Raw genomic sequence first — 18,586 nt, forward strand, 5'->3', positions numbered from 1 at the left:
CCCTACCCCGCCCGGCAGGCGCGGCGCGAGCCCGCCTCGTCGAAGCCGGCGAAAGCCGGATGGTCGGCCGCCCGTGCCGTCACTGTCTCCGCATAGTTGAGGGGCGCGATTGCAACGCCCGGCGCCGTCTGCGAAGCCTCCGTGGCCTCCGCTGTATGATGACGCGAGACCCCTGCCCTCTCCTCCTGCCATTGCCACATGGATCGGTTGAGCGGCCGCTTGGTGGCGCCGTCGCATTTGGGAAGCGGATAGGAGATCGATGCGCAGCCGGTGAGCAGGGACGCGATGCAGATGAAGAATGCTTTTTGAAACGGCATGAGGAACTCTGGACTTTGAACTGCGGGCATGGGGTCAGGCGACCCCCTTGGTGAGAAGTTTGCGGGCGAGCGCGCGGGCGCCTCGAGCAGTCGCGACCGTGCCACGGCCTGCCAGAACCGCGCCGCGGGCGACCGAGCCCTGATGGGCATCGCGCGCCGTGCCGTAGCCGTAGGTCAGCGACGCGCCGCCGGCCGCCAGCGCCGAGGCGATGCCCGGCAGTTGGTAGAAGACATAGAGGGCGGAAAGGCAGATGGCGCAGAGCGCGATCGGGCGCATCAGCACGTCGCTATAGGCCTCGATCGCGGTGAAGGTCGTGTTGATGCTGGAGATCAGCAGCGATCCCACGGCGACGACGAGAACCTGAAGGAGGACGAAGTTGACGAGCTGGCCGAGCCAGGCCTCGGTAAAGCGGCGCGTCGCCTGGAACATGGCGAGCGCGACGAAGATCGGGCCGATCGCCAGCACGATGGCCAGCGCCAGTCGCGCATAGAGCGAGACGATGTAGCCGATGGCGGCGACGACGAAGCTCGCCCCGATCACCAGCATGCCGCCAAAGCCCGTGACGATGTCGACCGGCCAGGAGCCGCGCGACCAGATGTCGTGGGCCGACTTCTGGCCCTTATCGAGAAGGCTGTCGAAGGTGCTGGCGCTGGGCGCCGTGCCGGAATTGAGCGCCGCCGAGATCTCGCGCGGCAGGCTCTCGAAGAAGAGATCGGTGACGTAGGTCTGATAGTCGCTGGCATTGCGCACGAGCATCAGGATGATGGCGAGCTTGATGGCGCGAAAGGCGAAGTCCATGATCGGCTCGCTGATCGAGCCTTTCAGGATCAGGAAGCCGTAGAGCACGACATAGAGCGTCAGCGCGACGGTGAGCGGTCCCGCGATCCAGGCGGCGATGTTCGAGGTGCCGGTCGAGACGAACGTCTCCAGCGGTGTTCGGAACTGGTCGTCGAGGAAGGCGAAGACGGTGTACATCGCTAACCTTCCAGCGCCTTGCGCATGCGCTCCAGCCGCGACTTTCCGTCGGCGGCCTCGGCATTGACGCAGTTCGACTTGGTTGCCAGCGCGCCCGGATCGTTCCGGCACTTCGCAATCTGATCGGCCAGGAGCGCCTGGTCCGCGACGAGTTCGTCCACCGTGTAGGTGCGCTCCGGCGGCGTTGCCTCCGAGCATCCGGCGAGCCCCAGGGCGAGCATGACGATGGCGGTGGACGTTCTCATTTGAACGCCGCTCCCATGGTGTCCATGCGCTTGCGCCAATCCTCGGCCTTGCGCTGTTCGTCCACCTGGGCCTGCGCCTGCTGCATCATCTGAAGACCCTGCATGCGCAGGACGTCCGTCTGCAGGAAGGCGCTCTCCGCCTGAAGACGGGCTTGCAGGTCGGCAATCTCCTTGGCGTCTCCTGCCGTTCCGATTTTCTGGCGAAGCTGGTCGATGCCGTCGATCCGCTTGGTGGCGGCATCGTAGATCTGCTCGCCGAGCGTGATCTGCCCGGCATTGCGCTGCTGGGTCCGCGTCAGTTCCCTGGCGTAGAAATCCTCGGCTTCCGACCGGTAGGTGGCGTTCTCGTCGAGATGCCGGGCAGCGCTTTCACCGAAGGCGCCCTCCCCCGATCCGTTCAGAAGATCCTCGATGCCGGCGAAGTCTTCCGGCAGAGCCTTGCGGATCTCCGGCCGGTTGAGGAGGCTCGCGACATCGGCCATGTCGGTCAGCTTGTTCAAAGAGCCGTAGAGCTTCTGGGCCTCGGATATCTGCTGGTTAAGGGCATCGAGCTGGCTTTTGAGCTGCGTGATGGACTCGATGTGCTTCAGGATCGCCGTCTGGTCGATGACCGGAATGCCCTGCGCGGCAGCAGGCCCAACCGGAGCAGTGACGGTCGCAACCATTATGGCCACGACGCGGGAAAGCTTCATTCGTCGCATCAGCTTGCACTCCTTCTCTGCTGGAACAGCGGCAGCCAGTCCTCCGGCCTTTCCCCGACCTCCGCGCGGATCGTCTCGGCGAGTTCGACATTGGCGGTGCGGCCCGAGAGGATCGCGAGCTCGTCGTCGAAGCCGGACAGGTTCAGCTCCGCGACGACGCTGTCGTGCCCCTGCTTGACGATGAAGCGCCGGCTGTCTGAGGACAGCTCACGAGCGAGGAGCTCGAACTCCGTTTCCGTCAGTTTGAACCCTTCGACATAGTCGGTGCGGTTGCCGCGCGGGTTCGGCATGAAGACCTGCGTCGGGCACTGTTCGATGATTGTGTGGGCGATCGGCGAGGCAATCGCGTCGCGCGGGCTCTGGGTCGCAAACAGCATCAGGCCGTTCTGCTTGCGGATGGTCTTCAGCTTGTTCTGCGCGAGATCGCGAAACCCCTCGTCGGCCAGCGCCTTCCAGAACTCGTCGATGACGATGATGATCCGCCGCCCGTCGATCAGCTGCTCGACGCGGTGGAAGAGATAGGCCATCAACGGCGTGCGGATCTGCTCGTTGTCGAGGAAGTCGGTCATGTCGTAGCCGAGGAATTTTGCGCCGATGCCGATCTCGTCGGTCTCGTTGTCGAACACCCAGCCGAGCGGCCCTCCCCTCTCCCACCGCCGCAGACGGGCGGCGATGCCCTCCGGATCGGTGTTGTTGAGGAAACTGCGCAGCGCGCCGATGGTGCGGTTCTCAGGCGCAAGGTCGGCGAGACCGTCGATCGCGCCGGCGATGTCGCGGGTTTCCGTGACCGACAACTCGCGCGAGCGCGATCCGACGAGCTTGGCGACCCACTGGGCGAGAAAGATCCGGTTCGCGGGCGTCAGCTCGAGGCCCTTGAGCGGCGCACAGCCGGTGGGAACACCGTTCTTCAGCGGCAAATAGGTGCCGCCGGCAGCCCGCACGAAGAGATCGGCGCCGCGGTCCTTGTCGAAGAAGACCATGTGCGGGTCGTGCTTCTGGAGCTGGGCCACCATGAAGTTGAGGATCACGGTCTTGCCCGAGCCGGACGGGCCGCAGACGAAGGTGTTGCCGAGATCGCCGTGATGGAAGTTGAAGTAGAAGGGCGAACCCGACGCCGTCTTCAGCATGGCGACGGCCGGACCCCATTCGTTTCCATCAGCGGTTCCCGTCGGGTAGCCATGAAAGGGCGCGAAGGCCGCGAAGTTTTTCGAGGTGATCGCGCCGGACCGCGAGCGGTAGCGGAAGTTGCCGGGCAGCTGCGCCCACCAGGCGGCCTCCAGCCCCAGATCCTCGCGCGCGACGACCGCGCCGCCATTCGTCAGATGCGAACGGGCTTTTGCCAGGTTGTCGGTGAGCGCCTTCACCGTTGGTGCGAAGACCGCAAGAGACAGATGGTGCTCGCCGAGCACGAAGCGGTTGGATTCCAGATCGTCGAGGGCGTCGTCCAGCTCGTCGAGCTGCGAACTCGCGCGGTCGCCGGCGCTGACCATCTGGTTCTGCTTGCGCGCCATAATCGTTTTCGCGTCCGACTTCGACGCGAAGGCGAAGCTCTGGGACAGGATGAACTCGAAGGGGGCGGTCAGCAGCCCGTCGAGCATGCCCGGCCGGGTGCGGGCCGGATATTCCTTGAAGCCGAACATGCCGGCATAGCGGCTCGTGCCTTCATGGCGGATCTCGATCGTCTCACGGCCGACGATGACCCGGTCGGAATAGATGGCCGAGGAAATGCGGCCTTCGGTAAGCGGCACGGGCTCGCGGCGGCCGCCGACGAGCTGATGCAGGATCGCGCTCGGCTCGGAGAAGACGATCCCGTCGTTCTCGACCAGCGACAGAACGCGCGGCGAGAAGCGCTTCAGGCCGGTCGTCACGTCGACGACGGTATCACCCAGCTTCTTCAGCGCGTCCTGGTCGACCTCACTCCCCTGTCGGCGAGCGCCGCGCAGGCGCGACATCAGGTTCGCCAGCTTTTCGGCGGGATCGCGGCCGGGATGCCAGACGAGGGTGAGGACGAGCTCGTTGCGAAACAGCTCCTCGCCGATCATCCGCTCGCGGTAACGCGCATCGAGGCGTGCCGAGAAGAAATTCGCGAAGGCTCCTTCCGGATAGGCATTGTCCCGCCGCCGAATGACGTGCGTCCACAGCGCCAGGCGCTCGTCGGCGATGTTGCGATAGAGCGTGTTGAGATGGCGGTGGAGTGCGTTGAGGTCGACCGGGTCCGCCGTCTCGAAGGAGACACCCTCGATGGCGATCATCACCATGAGCGCGCGGCTGTCGAGCGCGATCATGCTGTCGTCGACATGGCGGACGTAGGGGATGAAGGCCTCTGGCTCCAGCTCCCGGGCTTTGATCGCGGTGGTTCTAGACAAGGCCGAGATCCCTTGCATCATATCGACGAGCGAGCTTGAGCGGCGTCACCGTCGAGCCGCCCCAGATCGCGCCGTTGCGCGCCCTGCCTCGCGTGTCGACCCAGGCCAGGAGAACCCGGAACATGTTGTGGTCATGCTTGACGACGGCCTTGAAGACGATGTGGACGACGACGCCGACAAGGGAATAGACGACCGAGCCCGCGACGATGAACAGCACCGTCGTCAGGATCATGTTGATCCCCATTGCCTCCATCGTGACGCCGGCGATCATCGCCGGCCGCGTGCAGGCGAGGAACAGCGTGTCCTCTTCGAGCGCGATCCTCTCGGCCATGTCTCAGCCCCCGGAGATCGTGTTGACGATCTCGGTTGCGCCGAAGATGATGGCGATACCGAGCACCACGAAGGCGGCTTTGCGCAGATCGAGATAGCCGAACATCCAGGCAATCCCGACGATGATGGTGGCGATGATGGCGAGCAGCCGGGCGACGTTGCCGGTCAGCAGCGTGACGACGTTCTGAAGCGTCGCCTCGATGCCGCCGGCGGCCTGCGCGTAGGCTGGCTCCATCATGGCGGCACTGACAAGGATGGTCATCGCTGCGACGGTGGCGAACGATCGGGCTCGGGTATTCTGCACCATGGGTGCTACTCCTTCTGCTACTGAATGCTATCGAGAAAAGATCAGGACGGTGGATTGCCGGGCCTGACCGAACACGTCCCAGGCTTGAGACGCCGCGACCGGTTCATCCGGAGGCGTCACCGCCTCCGCTGAGATCGTGACGTCTTCGGGTGCTTGAGGCGCAAGTGACGCTGGCGCGGCCAACTCTCGTGCCTGCAGGCTCCCTGCTCCGCCGCCGCTCCCGAGAGTCAGCGCCGAAAGTCTGTCGGCCAGACGCAGCTGTTCTTCCATGATCCGCTGGTCGTAGCCGAACATCGCGCCGACCGCGGCATCGCCTCGTCCATAGTAGGACTGCAACATCGCAGCCTCGGCTTCTCTACCCGTCGTACCGGTCGCGACCGCAGCGCGGTAATAGCGATCGAGGAGCGTGGCCGTGGCTTTGAGATTGAGGCAGGGTTCGAACAGGTCGGAGATCGACAAGCCGAGGCGCGGCAGGTCGTAGCTGCTGACGCCACCAAGTCCGAGATCGATGCTATGGCCTTCGGCCACAAGCGTCGTGGCGATCTCGATCGCTTCAGCCCTGCTTTGCGCTCGTTCTGGACGTGGCGCGTCGCTGTTGAGCCGGATCGCCAGCGGATCGAAGCTGCTCTCGATACTGACGACAGCCGCCAGGATCTCGGTCTTGATCAACGGCGCGCAATTCTGCGCGATGTCTGCAAAGGCTATGGGCATGGCATCAGAACCAGACGCGCTGCTTGCCAGCGCCTTCGATGGTCACATCGACGAACCGGGGCTTGTCCCGCCGGTTCGGGGCCGTCGTGACCGTCGCCTTGCAGACCATGCGATCCCCGTCGCGGACCCAATGGGCGGGCGATTGCTGGCCACCCCGGTCGTGATCGCCAAAAGTGCATCGAGAACTGCTGACTTCCCGAGGCTCAACCGAAACGCAACCAGCCTCCCGCCCACGGTCGCCATAGCGGGGCGTCAGGCGAAATCCCGTATTGCAATAGTAGGGCTCGTAGCCGGGTTGCGATGCGGAAAAGCCGACGCCGCTGCAGGTTGGAAACGAGTGGCCCTTGGCGAGATGGGTCCAGAGTTTTTCGATGGGTGGGCGGCATGCCGCGAACTCTGTCGGACCGCCCGGATTCGAAAGGCATATAATAACCTCGCAACCCCAGTTGTCGGCATGGGCATGACTGCCCGGAATGAGATATAAAGCCGCTGTCAAAAGGACAGGAGAAAGCGTCTTGAGGACAGCTGTTTTCATGTTTGCGACACCCTTTAACCAGAAGCGGGCCCTGCGTTGCACCACAGGCTTCCGCTTGAATGTTTTATAGCGGGCGTTTAAACACATGCCAAGTCGTTTCGATAGTCACTGGCACAGTCTGTCCTTTGCAGCCATGATCCTCCGTGAAATTATGGATAATCCCCTCGAAAACGAGACGGCATCGTCGCGTCTGAAGCAAATCGGTCTGATGAGTGTCCTCTATTACATGCACTTGGCAAACAAAAAGCTGACCATTGCCAATATAATCGAGGAAACGGGACTGACGCGAGGGGGTATATGGGAGGCAGTTGACTTCCTGATTCAGCGCAAGTTGCTGACAGAAACCCAGATCAAGAACTCCCTGGGGCGGGGAAGAGCCCGACAGTTTGATATTCCAGAGAGAATTTTCGAGAAACTCCGCCACTTCGAGAACACCTGATCCGAGACGCTCACGGATTTTACGGGCGACGACAGGCGTTTAACGTCTTATAAGAGACAGTCTTGCGCGGTGTGCGTGAGTTGCGCATAGTTAAGCCGTGATTCGACAGGCATTTCGTCAAGTCGAGGTGTGTGTTCGGGCTATGGGATTGTCTCAGGAAGTCGCGATGGCACTCGTATCTCTCGGGCGCGACGGTCATTATCCGCATGATGATCTCCGCTTGAACGAGGTCATGCGGACAAAAATCATCTCCTTGAGCGGGTGCTTATGTCGAGATCGGTACCTCAGGTGATTCTAGCGAGTCGCTTGTCCGCGTTATGGAAGTGAGAATGGGTGAGCTAGGCAAAGGATATCCATGTGCAAATCTGCATTTTGCGATGACGAGGCGAAAAAAGAGAAAATTCGACTAACTCACAGTAAATGATCGTAGATTTGGCCTGAGCGATGGAATTGAGAACTATCCGTTAACTTCTTGTTAACCTTAAATGCCTTGCTCAGAGTTAGGAATCGGGGAATAGTTTCGCAAATGATGGCTTTGTGGCCATTTTTTCGAAAATGAAGCCCTCTTGGATATAGTTTGCAAAATGAGACATCTGCTGCCCAACAGATTCGATATCGAGATTGCCGAGCAAGGAGCGAAGATCTCGAGTGCGTTGCATATGCTCCGCAGCCAACAATATCCCCCTGACGCCAAGAAGGGACTGCGCAAGTTCCAGTTGGGAGAAGTCGCCGAGTTCATAGGGGTCACCCAGAGCCATCTGCGGCAAATCCATTTGGAGGGCAAGGGGCCAGAGGTGGGGTCTGTCGGTGGCCGACGCTACTATACGGCCGATCAGATGTTAGAACTGCGAGACTATCTCGAATCCAACAAAAAATCAGACAAGCGGTACTACGTTCCCCGGCGGCGTGAGGGCGAGCCTATGCAGGTCGTGTCGGTGGTGAACTTCAAGGGCGGAAGCGGAAAGACTACGACCGCTGCGCACCTTGCACAATATCTTGCCCTCACCGGTCATCGCGTGCTGGCGGTTGATCTCGATCCACAGGCGTCACTGACATCCCTCTTTGGAATCCAGCCTGAACTTGATGATACCGCGTCGCTGTACGAAGCGCTTCGTTTCGACGACGAGCGGAAATTCATCTCGGAGGTTATCCAGCCGACTAACATTCCCGGTCTTGATGTGGTTCCAGCAAATCTGGTCCTGCAGGAATACGAGTATGATGTGCCCTTGGCAATCTCCTCCAAGAAGGGAGAGGACGGTAGGTTATTCTATATGCGCATCTTCAATGCGCTGAAGCAGGTGGATGACAGGTACGATGTGGTCGTTATCGATTGCCCGCCACAGCTGGGATACCTGACGATTACCGCGCTTATGGCTTCGACAGGCATTTTGATCACTATCCATCCCCAGATGCTGGATATCATGTCCATGAGCCAGTTCCTCATGATGTTGGGTGGAATAATGGGTCCGGTCGCCGAGGCCGGCGCCGAGATGCGCGTCGAATGGTTCCGGTATCTCGTCACGCGCTTCGAGCCGACGGACATTCCGCAGGCGCAGATGGTCGGGTTTATGCAATCGATGTTCGCCCAGCAGATGTTGCGAAATCACGTGCTCAAATCGACAGCCATTTCCGATGCTTCGATTAAGAAGCAGACTTTGTACGAGGTAGAGCGAGGCGATTTCGTCCGTTCTACCTATGACCGGGCAATGGAAAGCCTAAACGCAGCCAACAGCGAAATCATGGAACTGATTCACGGTGCATGGGGGCGAAAATGACATACTTGTCAGCCGTTTTTTCATGGAATTTGATGAACCATATCAACTCCTTGTCGACGTTGAATGTGAGCGTGGAGGCTGGCTATGGCGCGTGAAAATCCATTTTCTAAATTGGACATGGCTTCCATCGCGTCCAACCAGACACCGACAAAGCCTGGCTACGGCATGACTGGGGCAGCCAAGACCGTCGTCCGGTCCATCGAGGATCTGGCTGAAAACACAAAGAAGCTGATGGAAGGCGAAGTGATCGTAGATCTGGATCCGCGCTTGATTGACGTTTCCTTTGTTTCCGATCGCCTTTCCGACGATGGCGAGGAATACGAGGAGCTCAAGCAGGCGATCAATACGTCCAGCCAGACGACGCCGATTCTGGTTCGACCCAGTTCGTCAGATAGTCAACGCTTCATGGTCGTCTTCGGTCACCGCCGTCTCAAAGTCGCCAGAGAGCTTGGGATTCCAGTCAAGGCAGTTGTCAAGAAGCTGGATGACATCACGTCCGCAATCGCCCAAGCGCAGGAAAATTCCGCACGCTCCAACCTTTCGTTCATAGAGCGTGCGTACTTCGCACAGAACCTGCTTGCATCTGGAATAACGAAGGATGTGGTTCGGTCGTCGCTCGCAATCGATGAGGCGATGCTTTCAAAAATGCTCGGTGTTGTGGAGGCCGTCCCGACCTCCATCCTCAAGGTGCTCGGGGCCTCCAAAAAGATCGGGCGCGATCGGTGGCTTAGCCTCCGTCAATTGCTTCTTGCTCCTGCCCTCCTGAAAGTTGCCACGGAGCATGTTGAAACGGCAGGCTTCGTTGAGTTGACTGAAGACAAGCGATTCGATGAACTCCATGACTACCTGAAGCGCTACAAGGCCAAATCGGCTGCAAAGAAGCCCAAGGCCGGTGCATCCAGCATGGATTGGGCGTCGAGCGATACGTCACTGAATTTCGTAATGAAAGCCAAATCGAAGAAAGTCGCAATCGAACTCTCGAATGCTGAAGCGAAGCCTTTCAGCGAGTGGCTGTCAACCCACATGGATCGTTTGTACGATGAGTACAAGGGATCGAAGCAGGAAAACAACGGAGACTAAACCGCAAAAGAAAAAGGCCCCCAAACGGTAAACCGTGGAAGCCTCTCTCGTATCTGTCGCAAGATTGAGAATCGCATTTCCCGGAATCACAGTCAAGAGTCTTGGCACCGATTTGGTGAGCGGATTTCTTTTGCCTGAAGAAAGGTGAAAGAAAAATGCAGACGGGACACGTAACGACGCCCTTTGGGCGGCGGCCGGCGACGCTTGCCTTGGTGAAAGGGCAACTGGCGATCACGGCACCAGCACCAGGCACGAGTGTCGAGAAGTGGAAAGTATTTCGCGATGTGTGCGAAACGAGGGAACGCTTTGGCCTGCAAGATAGAGCGCTTGCCGTTCTCGATGCCCTTTTGACATTCTACCCTAATCCGCAGCTCGACGCCAAGAGAGGGCTTGTTGTATTTCCCTCCAATGCGCAGCTGTCCGTTCGCGCCCATGGGATTACAGAAAGTACACTGCGCCGCCAGCTCAGTGCGCTCGTCGATGCAGGACTTATACAGCGTCGTGATAGTCCCAACGGCAAACGTTACGCACATCGCGATAGAGCTGGTGAAATCGAGCACGCTTACGGCTTTGATCTGAGCCCGCTACTTACGCGTGCCACCGAGCTTGCCTTGCTGGCGCAGGACGTGGCCGCGGAGCGTATGCGCTTTCGCCGGGCCAAGGAAGCACTGACGATCTGCCGCCGAGATGTTCGCAAGCTAATTACAGCCGCGATCGAGGAAGGTGCTCCTGGCAATTGGGGGAATGTCGAAACGATGTATGTCAGGATTCTCGAGCGACATCCTCGCTATCCAGACAGAATTCAGGTCGAATCAACACTCGATGAGATGGAGCTCTTGCGCATAGAGATTATCAACCTTCTGGGAATGCAGACAGAAACTAATAATATGCACGGCAATGCCATTCCAGATGACCGTCACATACAGAATTCAAATCCCGAATCTATAAATGAATTTGAACCAAGCTCTAGAAATGAGCTGGGCGAACGCGTTCCGGAAGAGCCGGACGCAAGGAGTGTGACGCCGATAGAAACAAAGGCAAAGCTTGAACAGATCAAGACGTTCCCGCTAGGTATGGTTCTGCGAGCTTGCCCCCAAATTGCTGACTATGGGCCGGGGGGCGGCATTTCAAATTGGCGGGAGCTCATGACCGCGGCTGTGGTGGTCCGCTCGATGTTGGGCGTCAGCCCATCAGCCTACGAGGAGGCCTGCAATGCAATGGGGCCCGAAAATGCGGCAGTGTCTATGGCGTGCATTCTGGAACGATCGAACTTCATCAATTCCGCCGGTGGTTATCTGCGAGGCTTGACGAAGCGATCGGAGCACGGGGAGTTTTCGCTTGGGCCGATGCTGATGTCACTGCTGAAGGCAAACGGTGATACCACACGTCGCGCGGGGTAGACGAAAACCGCCAATTTGAAAATTACGATGCCGATCCGTCTATTTCTCAGACCAAATTGTCAGCCGTTTTTTTTCGGGAATATTCCAGAGAATACAGTTGATTAGGGGAGATGAAGTGCCTTACCCCTCGGTTGCCCAGGAGGAATTGATTCTCTTCCAGAGCGGTTTGACGTTTGATGAAATGCTTGATCGATGCGAGGAGGTTCGCGAGGACGGCAAGGATCCGGCGAGGGCCGCGAGTGAGGCCGCCTGAGCACTCAGCGTCTTGGCCGTCCACTGTCACGTCAGCAATTGCTCAAGCCCGCTGATCGGCGTGTCCGCAATATTGGAGAGGACGTCAGCAAGCCAAGCCTGCGGGTCGATGTCGTTGAGTTTGGCGCTCATGATCAGCGTGGCAATGAACGCCGCACGTTCAGCACAACGGTCCGATCCGGCCGTCATCGAGGAATGACGTAAAGCCATCCTATGGCTTGCGCATGAAATCTATCACCTCGGCGACGGAAGAACTGCGCGACAATTTTCGCCGCTCGGTTTGGAACTGGTGATGCAGTTCTTCGGCGGCTGGCTTGCCTTGCGGCGGCTCCGGACGCTGCTCGGCGGCAAGACCGTTGATCTCCTGTGCGATATCCTAAAGGGCGTCGGTCCGTTTGACGGTCTCCGATGCTATCGGCGAGATCCGACGCAGCTTTGCTGCTACGTTTGGCGTTCACGGCGAGGTCGGCCAGAACGAAGAACTTGCGGTGTGAATGTGCTCAGCAGAGTGCTTGGCTCGGTCTTTCCCTTCGCCGGGATCGGCAGGGTTGTGTCGTCGCCGTGCAGACGCTCGGCGGCTGGGACGTTCGGCGAGACTGTGGGTTCCTCAAGGTGAGGCGGGCAGCGATCCTACTTGACGCGAGAACACGATCGAGGTGCTTCAGCATCGTACTGAACTCGGCCGCCAACTAGTCGCCTCGCATTTGCGTCGCGACTGCGAAGCGCCGACCCATCTGCCGGCCCTCAACGTCGGGCGGCGCACCGTCCGGCGGGAAGGGCAGCATGCCGGAAGTCAGATGACAATGCTGCTGACACTCCTTTCTTAAACGTGACGGCGTCGTGTTGTAAGCAGCCTTGAACAGCCGGTTGAAATGACTGATATCGCTGAAACCCCATGAAAAGGCGATATCGCTGACCGATCTTCGCTGATGCAGTCTAGAGTTCAAATCTAACCAGATACCATTTAGGCGTAACTGGGTTATCAGGGCGTTCGGCGTCGTTCCATTCTCGACGCAAAGACGATGGAGAGAGCGCATTGATACGCCGGCAAGCTTGGCGAGCGTTGACGTTCTGAAAGACGGGTCTCTGATATCGCCCATCACTTTCTGGCAAAGGCGGTTAAAGAGGGCGCGGCGGGGTGGATGCGACGGGATTGCTGCCTGAACGCATGCCGCGAGGAGATCCATTGCGGTGAACTCCAGCGAGGTAAATTCTGTCGCCTCCATCTCCAGTGATTGCTTAGCAAGACTAATAACAAAATCTCTTGCCACCGCGCCCATACCAACTCCCGCATGAAAAGTTTGCGCGGTCAGGTGGCCGAGATTAGGTAGCCTCAGTGCCATAGTCTTCCGTGGAACGCGCATGACCATCTGGCGGAAGGGACCGTCGAAGGTAAGACTGTAGGGACGATTGCTGTCGTAGAATACAAAATCGCCCACCTCGGTCCGGGCTTTGCGACCGTCCTGACGTACGAAGCCGCAGCCGGTCATTTGAAAGGCAACAAGCAGGACATCAGCGGGATCGCTGCGAATATGGGCATTAGTACGCTCCGTAACCTGTGTCGTCGAATCCACGAGGCTGAGCGTCTTGTTGAGAGCGTTAAGCATCTTTACGCGGCCGTAGAAGTGTTCGTCACGGCTCGTACTTTCCAGTCTCACATAGGTTGACCAGAGCTGCTCCTGCCATTCTGAAAGACTATTATTCGATCCCGCAACCATGGCCCGATCCTTTGCTTTGCTCCCACAAGGCAAATTCCGCGCCAGTTTCTGTCCATATTTGACAAGAAGAATGGCCCGGATAGCCCAAGCCACAAGCGCCGCAGTCTGACATCCTGCCCCCAAAAATCAGAACAAGAGACGGGGCAGAAGAGAAATGAAGAAGGTCTATAAGGTAGCTGCTGTGCAGGCTGCGCCGGAATTTCTCGACATCGAAAAGGGTGTCGACAAGGCTATAACCCTCATTGAAGAAGCTGCGCGAGAAGGCGCGTCCCTCATCGCTTTTCCCGAAGTCTGGTTGCCGGGCTATCCTTGGTGGATTTGGCTCGATTCACCGGCTTGGGGCATGCAGTTTGTCAGCCGGTATTTCGCCAATGCCATTGAAGTTGGGGATGTCCATTATGAGCGGCTGAGGCAGGCCGCCGCCGACAACACGATTCACGTCGTGATGGGCTTTACTGAGCGGGCCGGCGGTAGCCTGTACATTTCGCAGGCCCTATTCAATGACATCGGAGAGATTATTGCCAATCGTCGCAAGCTGAAGCCGACCCATGCCGAACGCACCGTCTTCGGCGAAGGAGATGGTTCGCACATCGCAGTGCATGCGACCGCTCTCGGCCGGCTTGGCGCGCTCTGCTGCGCAGAGCACATTCAACCGCTCTCGAAATATGCAATGTTCTCCCAAAACGAGCAGATTCATGTTGCGAGCTGGCCGAGTTTCTCGGTTTACCGTGGCGCTGCGTTTAAGTTGAGCGCCGAGGCCAATCTTGCCGCAAGCCAAGTCTACGCCCTGGAAGGCCAATGCTATGTGTTGGCGCCATGCGCGCTTGTCTCCAAAGAGATGATCGACCTGTTGATCGACAGCCCCGCTAAACAACCGCTGTTGCTGGAGGGAGGAGGCTTTACGATGATTTTCGGTCCTGATGGCGCACCAATGTCGCAGGCGCTTCCAGAAACGCAAGAGGGCATCATGTATGCGGATGTCGATCTGGATTTCATAGGCGTTGCGAAGGCAGCATATGATCCAGTTGGCCACTATTCCCGTCCCGATGTCCTTAAGCTAATGTTCAACGGCTCGGCGCAAGAGCGGGTCCAGCACTTCGAAATCGATCACGCCAAGATTGAGTGACTTTCGCTTTCCCTTTATCGGATGTGTTTCGGCGAGTCATTTGACCCCGCCGCGGGCGCCAACGGCTGTCACCAGCTGGACCGCATAGAGAGAACACATCAGTATGTTACTCTGCAGCGGCTGGGGTCATCCTCCCGCGCCGAAGGGATCAAAGTTGAAAGCCGGATCACAGCCAGGAGAACCGGTCCTCCGGCATCATCGACACCGAGGATCGATCTGGCAGTACGGGCAAGGTCTATACAGTCCTCCCTGAGATCGCAGTTGGGGGATCAAACTGGGGGTCGTGTACGGCCGAGCGCGCCGTCGGAAATATGGATGCCGGCTTCGACCCAGCCGGTACCCCTCCACATCGTCGCTCGAAGCGAAGATCGTCTGCTCGGAAAGGGATCCATGGATGATGCCGGCCTCGTGGATGAGCCGTAATAGTACCCTCACCCGAGGGACCACGCAAGAAACCGCGGATATGCTCAAGACCGATATCCGGCAAGCAAACTGGCGCCGTGCCAACCCTAGCAAGTGCGAAGCACATCTCGCTGTATAGTGAGTCGTCAAGGCAGGTGATCTCGACAAACAGACTTGCGAGGTATCCGGCATCAAAGCGGTCGATGCCCCATCATGATCAATACCACGAACCACTGCGCGTGCAATGTTATGCCGTCGCCACCATATGAGGCTTCATCACTCCGGGGGGCACATGTTTCCGGTCAGGAGTTCCAGCAAAACAAGGGAGCGGTTGTTGACTGATCGTTCAAGCGCCTGAGCCCTGCATAAGCTGGTAGGCGTCCTTTATGTCCAGGGTTCAACAAATTTAAAGTCATCTGGATCATACAAAGTGATATTGCTAACGGTGATATCGATGCGTCGTGTTGTTCAGAAGTCTGTTTTGACTGGCTTGCTCTCAGTTGCCGCCTCCCTGGCGCTTTCGTTCAGCGTCGTACCGTTTCTGGGAGGGCGCGTTGAAGGTGCCGGTCTGTTCATGACGATCTTCTGCCCGCTGGCGATATCGATCCCCGCCTCAGCGCTACATTTTTCGCAGTCGGAAAAAGTGCGGCGGGCTGAGGCCGCGACAAGAGAGGCGTTGCAAAGACTTGGTGATGCCTATGAGGCACTTCGCCTTCAATCACGGACAGACGGTCTGACGGGAGTCCTGACACGAACTGCGTTCATGGATGATCTTGGGGTCGCAAGTCAGCAGGGACTGTCCGGAGCGTTGCTATTTCTGGACCTCGATCATTTCAAAGTGATCAATGACCGCTATGGCCACGCTGCGGGTGACGAGGCGCTTCGCTGTGTCGGTCGGATCCTCGCACGCTATCAAATGCAGTCGGGTTCGCTTGCTGGGCGACTTGGCGGCGAGGAGTTTGGTTTGTTTCAAAGCGGCTTGATGGCGGAAGAAATGCTTGGCCGTTGCGAGGAGCTTCGAGAGGAAATTGCGGGGATTATGTTGCACGCGCCATCGGGCTTACGCGTGATGATTTCTGCGAGCATAGGTGCGTGTCATTGCCCTGCGGGTTTTGATCCATCCGAATGCCTGAAGGCCGCGGATGAAAACCTTTATCAAGCAAAAGCGCTCGGCAGGAACAGGGTCGTCGCGTAAGATCGAAGAAAGTCCCGGCCGTACCTGTGCGACCTCTGATCCATCGATCAGACCACGAGCCGGGCGGCGCGTCCCATCTTCCGTTCGGTATTGTTGTAGTAGCCGGACGCCTGGGTGACCGACTTGTGCAGGGACTGCTGCATCGCCTCGGGCAGGGGGACACCGCGGTTCGCCGCCTCGGTCAGATACCCCGAGCGGAGTCCGTGCGCCGAAAACTGCGCCGGATCGAGCCCGGCCTGCTTGATGCGGGTTTTCAGGATAAGGTTGACTGACTGCGGCGTCATCGCGCGCCGATCGAGATTGCCCCACTGGTCGATACGGCGGAAAACCGGTCCTGCTTCAATCTTCGCCTCTTCGAGCCAATGCCGGAGCGCGGTCACGGGGCGGCCGATCAGCACGACGTGTTCGTTGTCATCAGCCGACGTGGTTTTGGTGCGGCCGAGACGGATTGTCAGGCAGGGGAGGAGAGGGGAGTGCTCGTCGGTGGGATTGGTGCGGACCGGTTCCTCATCGACAAGGTCCTCAACACATAGTCCCGCGACCTCGGAACGGCGTCTGCCGCCCGATGCGAAAGCCATCAGCAGCAGCGCCCTGTCACGTAGGTCAACCAGCCGATCGCCCGCGCAAGCCGCAAGCAGTTTGGCAAGGATATCAGCGGTGACAGCCTTCTTGCTCTTTCTCTGCCGGGGGCGATTGCTGGCGCGAACGGCAAGGCGAAGGGCACTTTTCAGCGACGGCGCCGAAAACGATCCGGTCAGCCCGCGCCAGCGCGTCAGGATCGACCAGCTCGTCAACCGGCGGCGAACGGTCGCCGGCGCATGCGGGCCGGTGCTTCTTAGCAAGCCCTTGAGGCGGAGAGCGATCGCGACGTCCTCGGGCATGCCGTGATCGGTGTTGGTTCCCCGCTCGACTGGATCCCACAGATGGTGGGCGACGAATTTCAGAAGCAGGCTTTCGGGTGCCGGCCAGGGGAGGGGAGTGCCGGTGGCGACGGAACACCAGGCTTCGAGATAGGCAAGGTCGGACGCCAGCGCCCGCATGGTATTGTCGCCCATGCCCTCGCTAGCCAGATGTTTGAGCGTCGCGACGTCTTCATCTGTCAGAAGTTCGGCGAGCTGGTCGCGGCGATCAAACGGCAGGATGGCATCGAGCGCATCCAGTTCCTCTGCACGCTTTAGAACTGTCTGCTCTGCCGCAGGCACGATCTGCGAATTTTCCTTCATCTCACATGTCCTGTCGATATCGCGAGTTTGCAAATTTTCCGGAAATCCCGTATATTCCGGAATAAAGGAGTTTTATCATGACATCCACGGTTACCGCTGCGGCGGTTTCGAAAAATTTCGGGGCTTATCAGGATGCGGCCGTTCGCGAGCCGGTGATCATCACCAAGAATGGTCGGCCCCGCACGGTTCTGATCGCCTATGAGGACTATGTACGCCTGGCAAAGCGTGACCGCCGGGTCGAACTTTCGGCAATGCTCGGCGACGATGAGCTCGACGCTATTGAAGCATCGCAGATGGAGCCTGGTCTGGATCATCTCAATGCCGAACTGTTGACGGAAAAGCATGCTGCCGACTGAACCTAAGGTTGGATGGCTGTTTCGATATTCGTATCTTTGGCATTGGCAGCATCTCGAGGGCCGTGAGGAAGGCGACAAGGACCGTCCCGTGCTGGTGCTGGCGATTGTTGCCACACTGGAAGATGGAACGCCTGCGGTGCGGGTTCTGCCTGTCACGCATTCGCCACCGTCCGATCCGCAAGACGCTGTCGAAATTCCGGCGGCCACCAAACATCGCCTGGGACTTGATGACGAACGCTCCTGGATTGTTCTGACCGAAAGCAACCGCTTCGTCTGGCCCGGACCCGACGTCAGGCCGATGGACGGTGAAGCCGGCTATTACGGCGCGCTGCCACCAGCCCTGTTTGAAGAGATAAAGCGCCGGTTTGTCGAGCAGGCGCGGGCGCAACGTCATCGTGCGATGGCCCGAAGCGAATAGCTGCCCTGTGGCGGTGGGTCTGTTACACTGCCCCCCTCTGTTGCCCGTCATTTTTAATCCCGTTCTGGTCGTTGCAGCCGTGATTTTCCCCGACTTTACAGCTGTCGATCAGCTTAATTAAACGGAATCAATTTCCTTGTAAGGATACAGTTTTTTACCTGCCGGGATCACTGAAATCTTTCAGATTGACCGGAACGCCTCAACACTGACATTGCGGCTGCCGCAAAACTCCCTATTCTGCGACGTCGCTAAAGTCAGGAAAACAAGTGTCGCTTTAATTGGACAGAGCGTCCAAAAACTCGTCGGATAGCTGATTATCCGGCATCTTTCGGCGCGCCGCACGATACGAATCCAGGAACTCCTATTTTCCACCCGGATATAGCGCATCGATGTATTTAGGGGATATAGCGCCCATTTTTGCTTCAAAAATGTGCGAATAGCGGCCGTTCACGTCCGAACAGCGGCGAGAAGGCCGGGAACGCCGACGAGTGTGATGGCTCTTCGGATGTTATAGGCGAGCGCCGTCAGGCTGAACTCGCCCCGAACCTTTTCCAGCCGTCGCATCAGGAACGCACCCTGATACATCCATTGCTTGATCGTGCCGAACGGATGCTCGACGGTATGCCTCCGCCGAAGGCCGTCTGCCCTGATTTGGTGATTGGCTTTATGTCCATGCCTTATGTCATGCGCTACAATCATTTCCCCTATTGAGGT

At 58.5% G+C, this 18,586-nt stretch carries 20 protein-coding genes and 2 pseudogenes; 9 read left to right on the forward strand and 13 right to left on the reverse strand.

Translation table 11 applies throughout. The features are described from left to right. Nucleotides 1-2 precede the first annotated feature (2 nt). The 9 genes from C8J36_RS20445 to C8J36_RS20485 are packed head-to-tail and all read right to left on the reverse strand — an operon-like array spanning nucleotide 3 to nucleotide 6,488. Nucleotides 3-317 carry a type IV secretion system protein VirB7 gene (locus C8J36_RS20445; RefSeq protein WP_245506656.1) on the reverse strand — a complete coding sequence of 105 codons (315 nt, stop codon included), beginning with the start codon at nucleotides 315-317 and terminating at the stop codon, nucleotides 3-5. 34 nt (nucleotides 318-351) lie between these two features. Next, a complete protein-coding gene (locus C8J36_RS20450) occupies nucleotides 352-1,293 on the reverse strand; it encodes a type IV secretion system protein (RefSeq protein ID WP_132537188.1) in 942 nt (313 codons plus the stop codon). A gap of 2 nt (nucleotides 1,294-1,295) precedes the next feature. Beyond that, nucleotides 1,296-1,538 (reverse strand): EexN family lipoprotein, encoded by a 243-nt coding sequence (locus C8J36_RS20455; protein WP_132537189.1) that lies wholly within the window; start codon nucleotides 1,536-1,538, stop codon nucleotides 1,296-1,298. Next, the gene (virB5, locus tag C8J36_RS20460) at nucleotides 1,535-2,230 is read right to left on the reverse strand and encodes a P-type DNA transfer protein VirB5 (protein WP_281029258.1); all 696 of its coding nucleotides are present in this window, start codon (nucleotides 2,228-2,230) and stop codon (nucleotides 1,535-1,537) included. The genes C8J36_RS20455 and virB5 overlap by 4 nt, the downstream gene beginning before the upstream one ends. A gap of 8 nt (nucleotides 2,231-2,238) precedes the next feature. Beyond that, nucleotides 2,239-4,626 (reverse strand): VirB4 family type IV secretion system protein, encoded by a 2,388-nt coding sequence (locus tag C8J36_RS20465; RefSeq protein WP_132537191.1) that lies wholly within the window; start codon nucleotides 4,624-4,626, stop codon nucleotides 2,239-2,241. Then, a complete protein-coding gene (locus C8J36_RS20470; protein ID WP_132537192.1) occupies nucleotides 4,598-4,936 on the reverse strand; it encodes a type IV secretion system protein VirB3 in 339 nt (112 codons plus the stop codon). Before C8J36_RS20470 ends, C8J36_RS20465 begins: the two co-directional genes overlap by 29 nt. Nucleotides 4,937-4,939: 3 nt before the next feature. After that, nucleotides 4,940-5,242 (reverse strand): TrbC/VirB2 family protein, encoded by a 303-nt coding sequence (locus C8J36_RS20475; RefSeq protein WP_132537193.1) that lies wholly within the window; start codon nucleotides 5,240-5,242, stop codon nucleotides 4,940-4,942. Between the two features lie 27 nt (nucleotides 5,243-5,269). Beyond that, nucleotides 5,270-5,953 carry a lytic transglycosylase domain-containing protein gene (locus C8J36_RS20480; protein WP_132537194.1) on the reverse strand — a complete coding sequence of 228 codons (684 nt, stop codon included), beginning with the start codon at nucleotides 5,951-5,953 and terminating at the stop codon, nucleotides 5,270-5,272. 4 nt (nucleotides 5,954-5,957) lie between these two features. Continuing rightward, nucleotides 5,958-6,488: a hypothetical protein gene (locus C8J36_RS20485; RefSeq protein WP_132537195.1), complete on the reverse strand. Its 531-nt coding sequence runs from the start codon at nucleotides 6,486-6,488 to the stop codon at nucleotides 5,958-5,960. 85 nt (nucleotides 6,489-6,573) lie between these two features. Here C8J36_RS20485 and C8J36_RS20490 point away from each other — a divergent pair, with 85 nt between their 5' ends. The 4 genes from C8J36_RS20490 (at nucleotide 6,574) to repC (ending at nucleotide 11,182) form a co-directional block, all read left to right on the forward strand. After that, the gene (locus C8J36_RS20490) at nucleotides 6,574-6,927 is read left to right on the forward strand and encodes a MarR family transcriptional regulator (protein WP_132537196.1); all 354 of its coding nucleotides are present in this window, start codon (nucleotides 6,574-6,576) and stop codon (nucleotides 6,925-6,927) included. A 584-nt stretch (nucleotides 6,928-7,511) separates the two neighbouring features. Beyond that, on the forward strand, nucleotides 7,512-8,702 hold the full coding sequence (gene repA, locus C8J36_RS20495) for a plasmid partitioning protein RepA (RefSeq protein WP_132537197.1): 1,191 nt from the start codon (nucleotides 7,512-7,514) through the stop codon (nucleotides 8,700-8,702). Nucleotides 8,703-8,786: 84 nt separating this feature from the next. After that, on the forward strand, nucleotides 8,787-9,782 hold the full coding sequence (repB, locus tag C8J36_RS20500) for a plasmid partitioning protein RepB (protein ID WP_132537198.1): 996 nt from the start codon (nucleotides 8,787-8,789) through the stop codon (nucleotides 9,780-9,782). 155 nt (nucleotides 9,783-9,937) lie between these two features. After that, nucleotides 9,938-11,182 carry a plasmid replication protein RepC gene (repC, locus tag C8J36_RS20505; RefSeq protein WP_132537199.1) on the forward strand — a complete coding sequence of 415 codons (1,245 nt, stop codon included), beginning with the start codon at nucleotides 9,938-9,940 and terminating at the stop codon, nucleotides 11,180-11,182. Between the two features lie 279 nt (nucleotides 11,183-11,461). Here repC and C8J36_RS20510 read toward each other — a convergent pair. Both C8J36_RS20510 and C8J36_RS20515 read right to left on the reverse strand, forming a co-directional pair. Beyond that, nucleotides 11,462-12,022, reverse strand: a pseudogene (locus C8J36_RS20510) (transposase domain-containing protein); the annotation flags it as partial. 101 nt (nucleotides 12,023-12,123) lie between these two features. Beyond that, nucleotides 12,124-13,152 carry a helix-turn-helix domain-containing protein gene (locus C8J36_RS20515; protein ID WP_132537200.1) on the reverse strand — a complete coding sequence of 343 codons (1,029 nt, stop codon included), beginning with the start codon at nucleotides 13,150-13,152 and terminating at the stop codon, nucleotides 12,124-12,126. 154 nt (nucleotides 13,153-13,306) lie between these two features. On the opposite strand from C8J36_RS20515, the gene C8J36_RS20520 reads away from it, so the two are divergent. The 3 genes and pseudogenes from C8J36_RS20520 (at nucleotide 13,307) to C8J36_RS20530 (ending at nucleotide 15,875) form a co-directional block, all read left to right on the forward strand. Further along, the gene (locus C8J36_RS20520; RefSeq protein ID WP_132537201.1) at nucleotides 13,307-14,278 is read left to right on the forward strand and encodes a carbon-nitrogen hydrolase family protein; all 972 of its coding nucleotides are present in this window, start codon (nucleotides 13,307-13,309) and stop codon (nucleotides 14,276-14,278) included. A gap of 463 nt (nucleotides 14,279-14,741) precedes the next feature. Continuing rightward, a pseudogene (locus C8J36_RS25445) lies at nucleotides 14,742-15,038 on the forward strand (hypothetical protein). A 96-nt stretch (nucleotides 15,039-15,134) separates the two neighbouring features. Next, a complete protein-coding gene (locus C8J36_RS20530; RefSeq protein WP_132537202.1) occupies nucleotides 15,135-15,875 on the forward strand; it encodes a GGDEF domain-containing protein in 741 nt (246 codons plus the stop codon). A gap of 47 nt (nucleotides 15,876-15,922) precedes the next feature. Here the strand turns inward: C8J36_RS20530 and C8J36_RS20535 are convergent, their stop codons facing one another. Continuing rightward, nucleotides 15,923-17,098, reverse strand: coding sequence for a site-specific integrase (locus C8J36_RS20535; protein ID WP_132537203.1), 1,176 nt, complete (start codon nucleotides 17,096-17,098; stop codon nucleotides 15,923-15,925). A 77-nt stretch (nucleotides 17,099-17,175) separates the two neighbouring features. On the opposite strand from C8J36_RS20535, the gene C8J36_RS20540 reads away from it, so the two are divergent. Further along, nucleotides 17,176-17,454: a type II toxin-antitoxin system Phd/YefM family antitoxin gene (locus tag C8J36_RS20540; RefSeq protein WP_132537204.1), complete on the forward strand. Its 279-nt coding sequence runs from the start codon at nucleotides 17,176-17,178 to the stop codon at nucleotides 17,452-17,454. Continuing rightward, on the forward strand, nucleotides 17,441-17,872 hold the full coding sequence (locus C8J36_RS20545) for a plasmid maintenance toxin (PemK-like) (RefSeq protein WP_132537205.1): 432 nt from the start codon (nucleotides 17,441-17,443) through the stop codon (nucleotides 17,870-17,872). Before C8J36_RS20540 ends, C8J36_RS20545 begins: the two co-directional genes overlap by 14 nt. A 447-nt stretch (nucleotides 17,873-18,319) precedes the next feature. Here the strand turns inward: C8J36_RS20545 and C8J36_RS20550 are convergent. Further along, on the reverse strand, nucleotides 18,320-18,586 hold a 267-nt coding region (locus C8J36_RS20550), incomplete at its 5' end, for a transposase (protein ID WP_245506657.1).

This window comes from Rhizobium sp. PP-F2F-G48 (assembly GCF_004342335.1).
Lineage (GTDB): Bacteria > Pseudomonadota > Alphaproteobacteria > Rhizobiales > Rhizobiaceae > Ferranicluibacter.

What these genes read in the sequence shown, in the direction of transcription:
- C8J36_RS20445 (WP_245506656.1), bottom strand. Translation starts at nt 317, where the DNA reads ATGCCGTTTCAAAAAGCATTCTTCATCTGCATCGCGTCCCTGCTCACC.
- C8J36_RS20450 (WP_132537188.1), bottom strand. Translation starts at nt 1,293, where the DNA reads ATGTACACCGTCTTCGCCTTCCTCGACGACCAGTTCCGAACACCGCTG.
- C8J36_RS20455 (WP_132537189.1), bottom strand. Translation starts at nt 1,538, where the DNA reads ATGAGAACGTCCACCGCCATCGTCATGCTCGCCCTGGGGCTCGCCGGA.
- virB5 (WP_281029258.1), bottom strand. Translation starts at nt 2,230, where the DNA reads ATGAAGCTTTCCCGCGTCGTGGCCATAATGGTTGCGACCGTCACTGCT.
- C8J36_RS20465 (WP_132537191.1), bottom strand. Translation starts at nt 4,626, where the DNA reads ATGATGCAAGGGATCTCGGCCTTGTCTAGAACCACCGCGATCAAAGCC.
- C8J36_RS20470 (WP_132537192.1), bottom strand. Translation starts at nt 4,936, where the DNA reads ATGGCCGAGAGGATCGCGCTCGAAGAGGACACGCTGTTCCTCGCCTGC.
- C8J36_RS20475 (WP_132537193.1), bottom strand. Translation starts at nt 5,242, where the DNA reads ATGGTGCAGAATACCCGAGCCCGATCGTTCGCCACCGTCGCAGCGATG.
- C8J36_RS20480 (WP_132537194.1), bottom strand. Translation starts at nt 5,953, where the DNA reads ATGCCCATAGCCTTTGCAGACATCGCGCAGAATTGCGCGCCGTTGATC.
- C8J36_RS20485 (WP_132537195.1), bottom strand. Translation starts at nt 6,488, where the DNA reads ATGAAAACAGCTGTCCTCAAGACGCTTTCTCCTGTCCTTTTGACAGCG.
- C8J36_RS20490 (WP_132537196.1), top strand. Translation starts at nt 6,574, where the DNA reads ATGCCAAGTCGTTTCGATAGTCACTGGCACAGTCTGTCCTTTGCAGCC.
- repA (WP_132537197.1), top strand. Translation starts at nt 7,512, where the DNA reads ATGAGACATCTGCTGCCCAACAGATTCGATATCGAGATTGCCGAGCAA.
- repB (WP_132537198.1), top strand. Translation starts at nt 8,787, where the DNA reads ATGGCGCGTGAAAATCCATTTTCTAAATTGGACATGGCTTCCATCGCG.
- repC (WP_132537199.1), top strand. Translation starts at nt 9,938, where the DNA reads ATGCAGACGGGACACGTAACGACGCCCTTTGGGCGGCGGCCGGCGACG.
- C8J36_RS20515 (WP_132537200.1), bottom strand. Translation starts at nt 13,152, where the DNA reads ATGGTTGCGGGATCGAATAATAGTCTTTCAGAATGGCAGGAGCAGCTC.
- C8J36_RS20520 (WP_132537201.1), top strand. Translation starts at nt 13,307, where the DNA reads ATGAAGAAGGTCTATAAGGTAGCTGCTGTGCAGGCTGCGCCGGAATTT.
- C8J36_RS20530 (WP_132537202.1), top strand. Translation starts at nt 15,135, where the DNA reads ATGCGTCGTGTTGTTCAGAAGTCTGTTTTGACTGGCTTGCTCTCAGTT.
- C8J36_RS20535 (WP_132537203.1), bottom strand. Translation starts at nt 17,098, where the DNA reads ATGAAGGAAAATTCGCAGATCGTGCCTGCGGCAGAGCAGACAGTTCTA.
- C8J36_RS20540 (WP_132537204.1), top strand. Translation starts at nt 17,176, where the DNA reads ATGACATCCACGGTTACCGCTGCGGCGGTTTCGAAAAATTTCGGGGCT.
- C8J36_RS20545 (WP_132537205.1), top strand. Translation starts at nt 17,441, where the DNA reads ATGCTGCCGACTGAACCTAAGGTTGGATGGCTGTTTCGATATTCGTAT.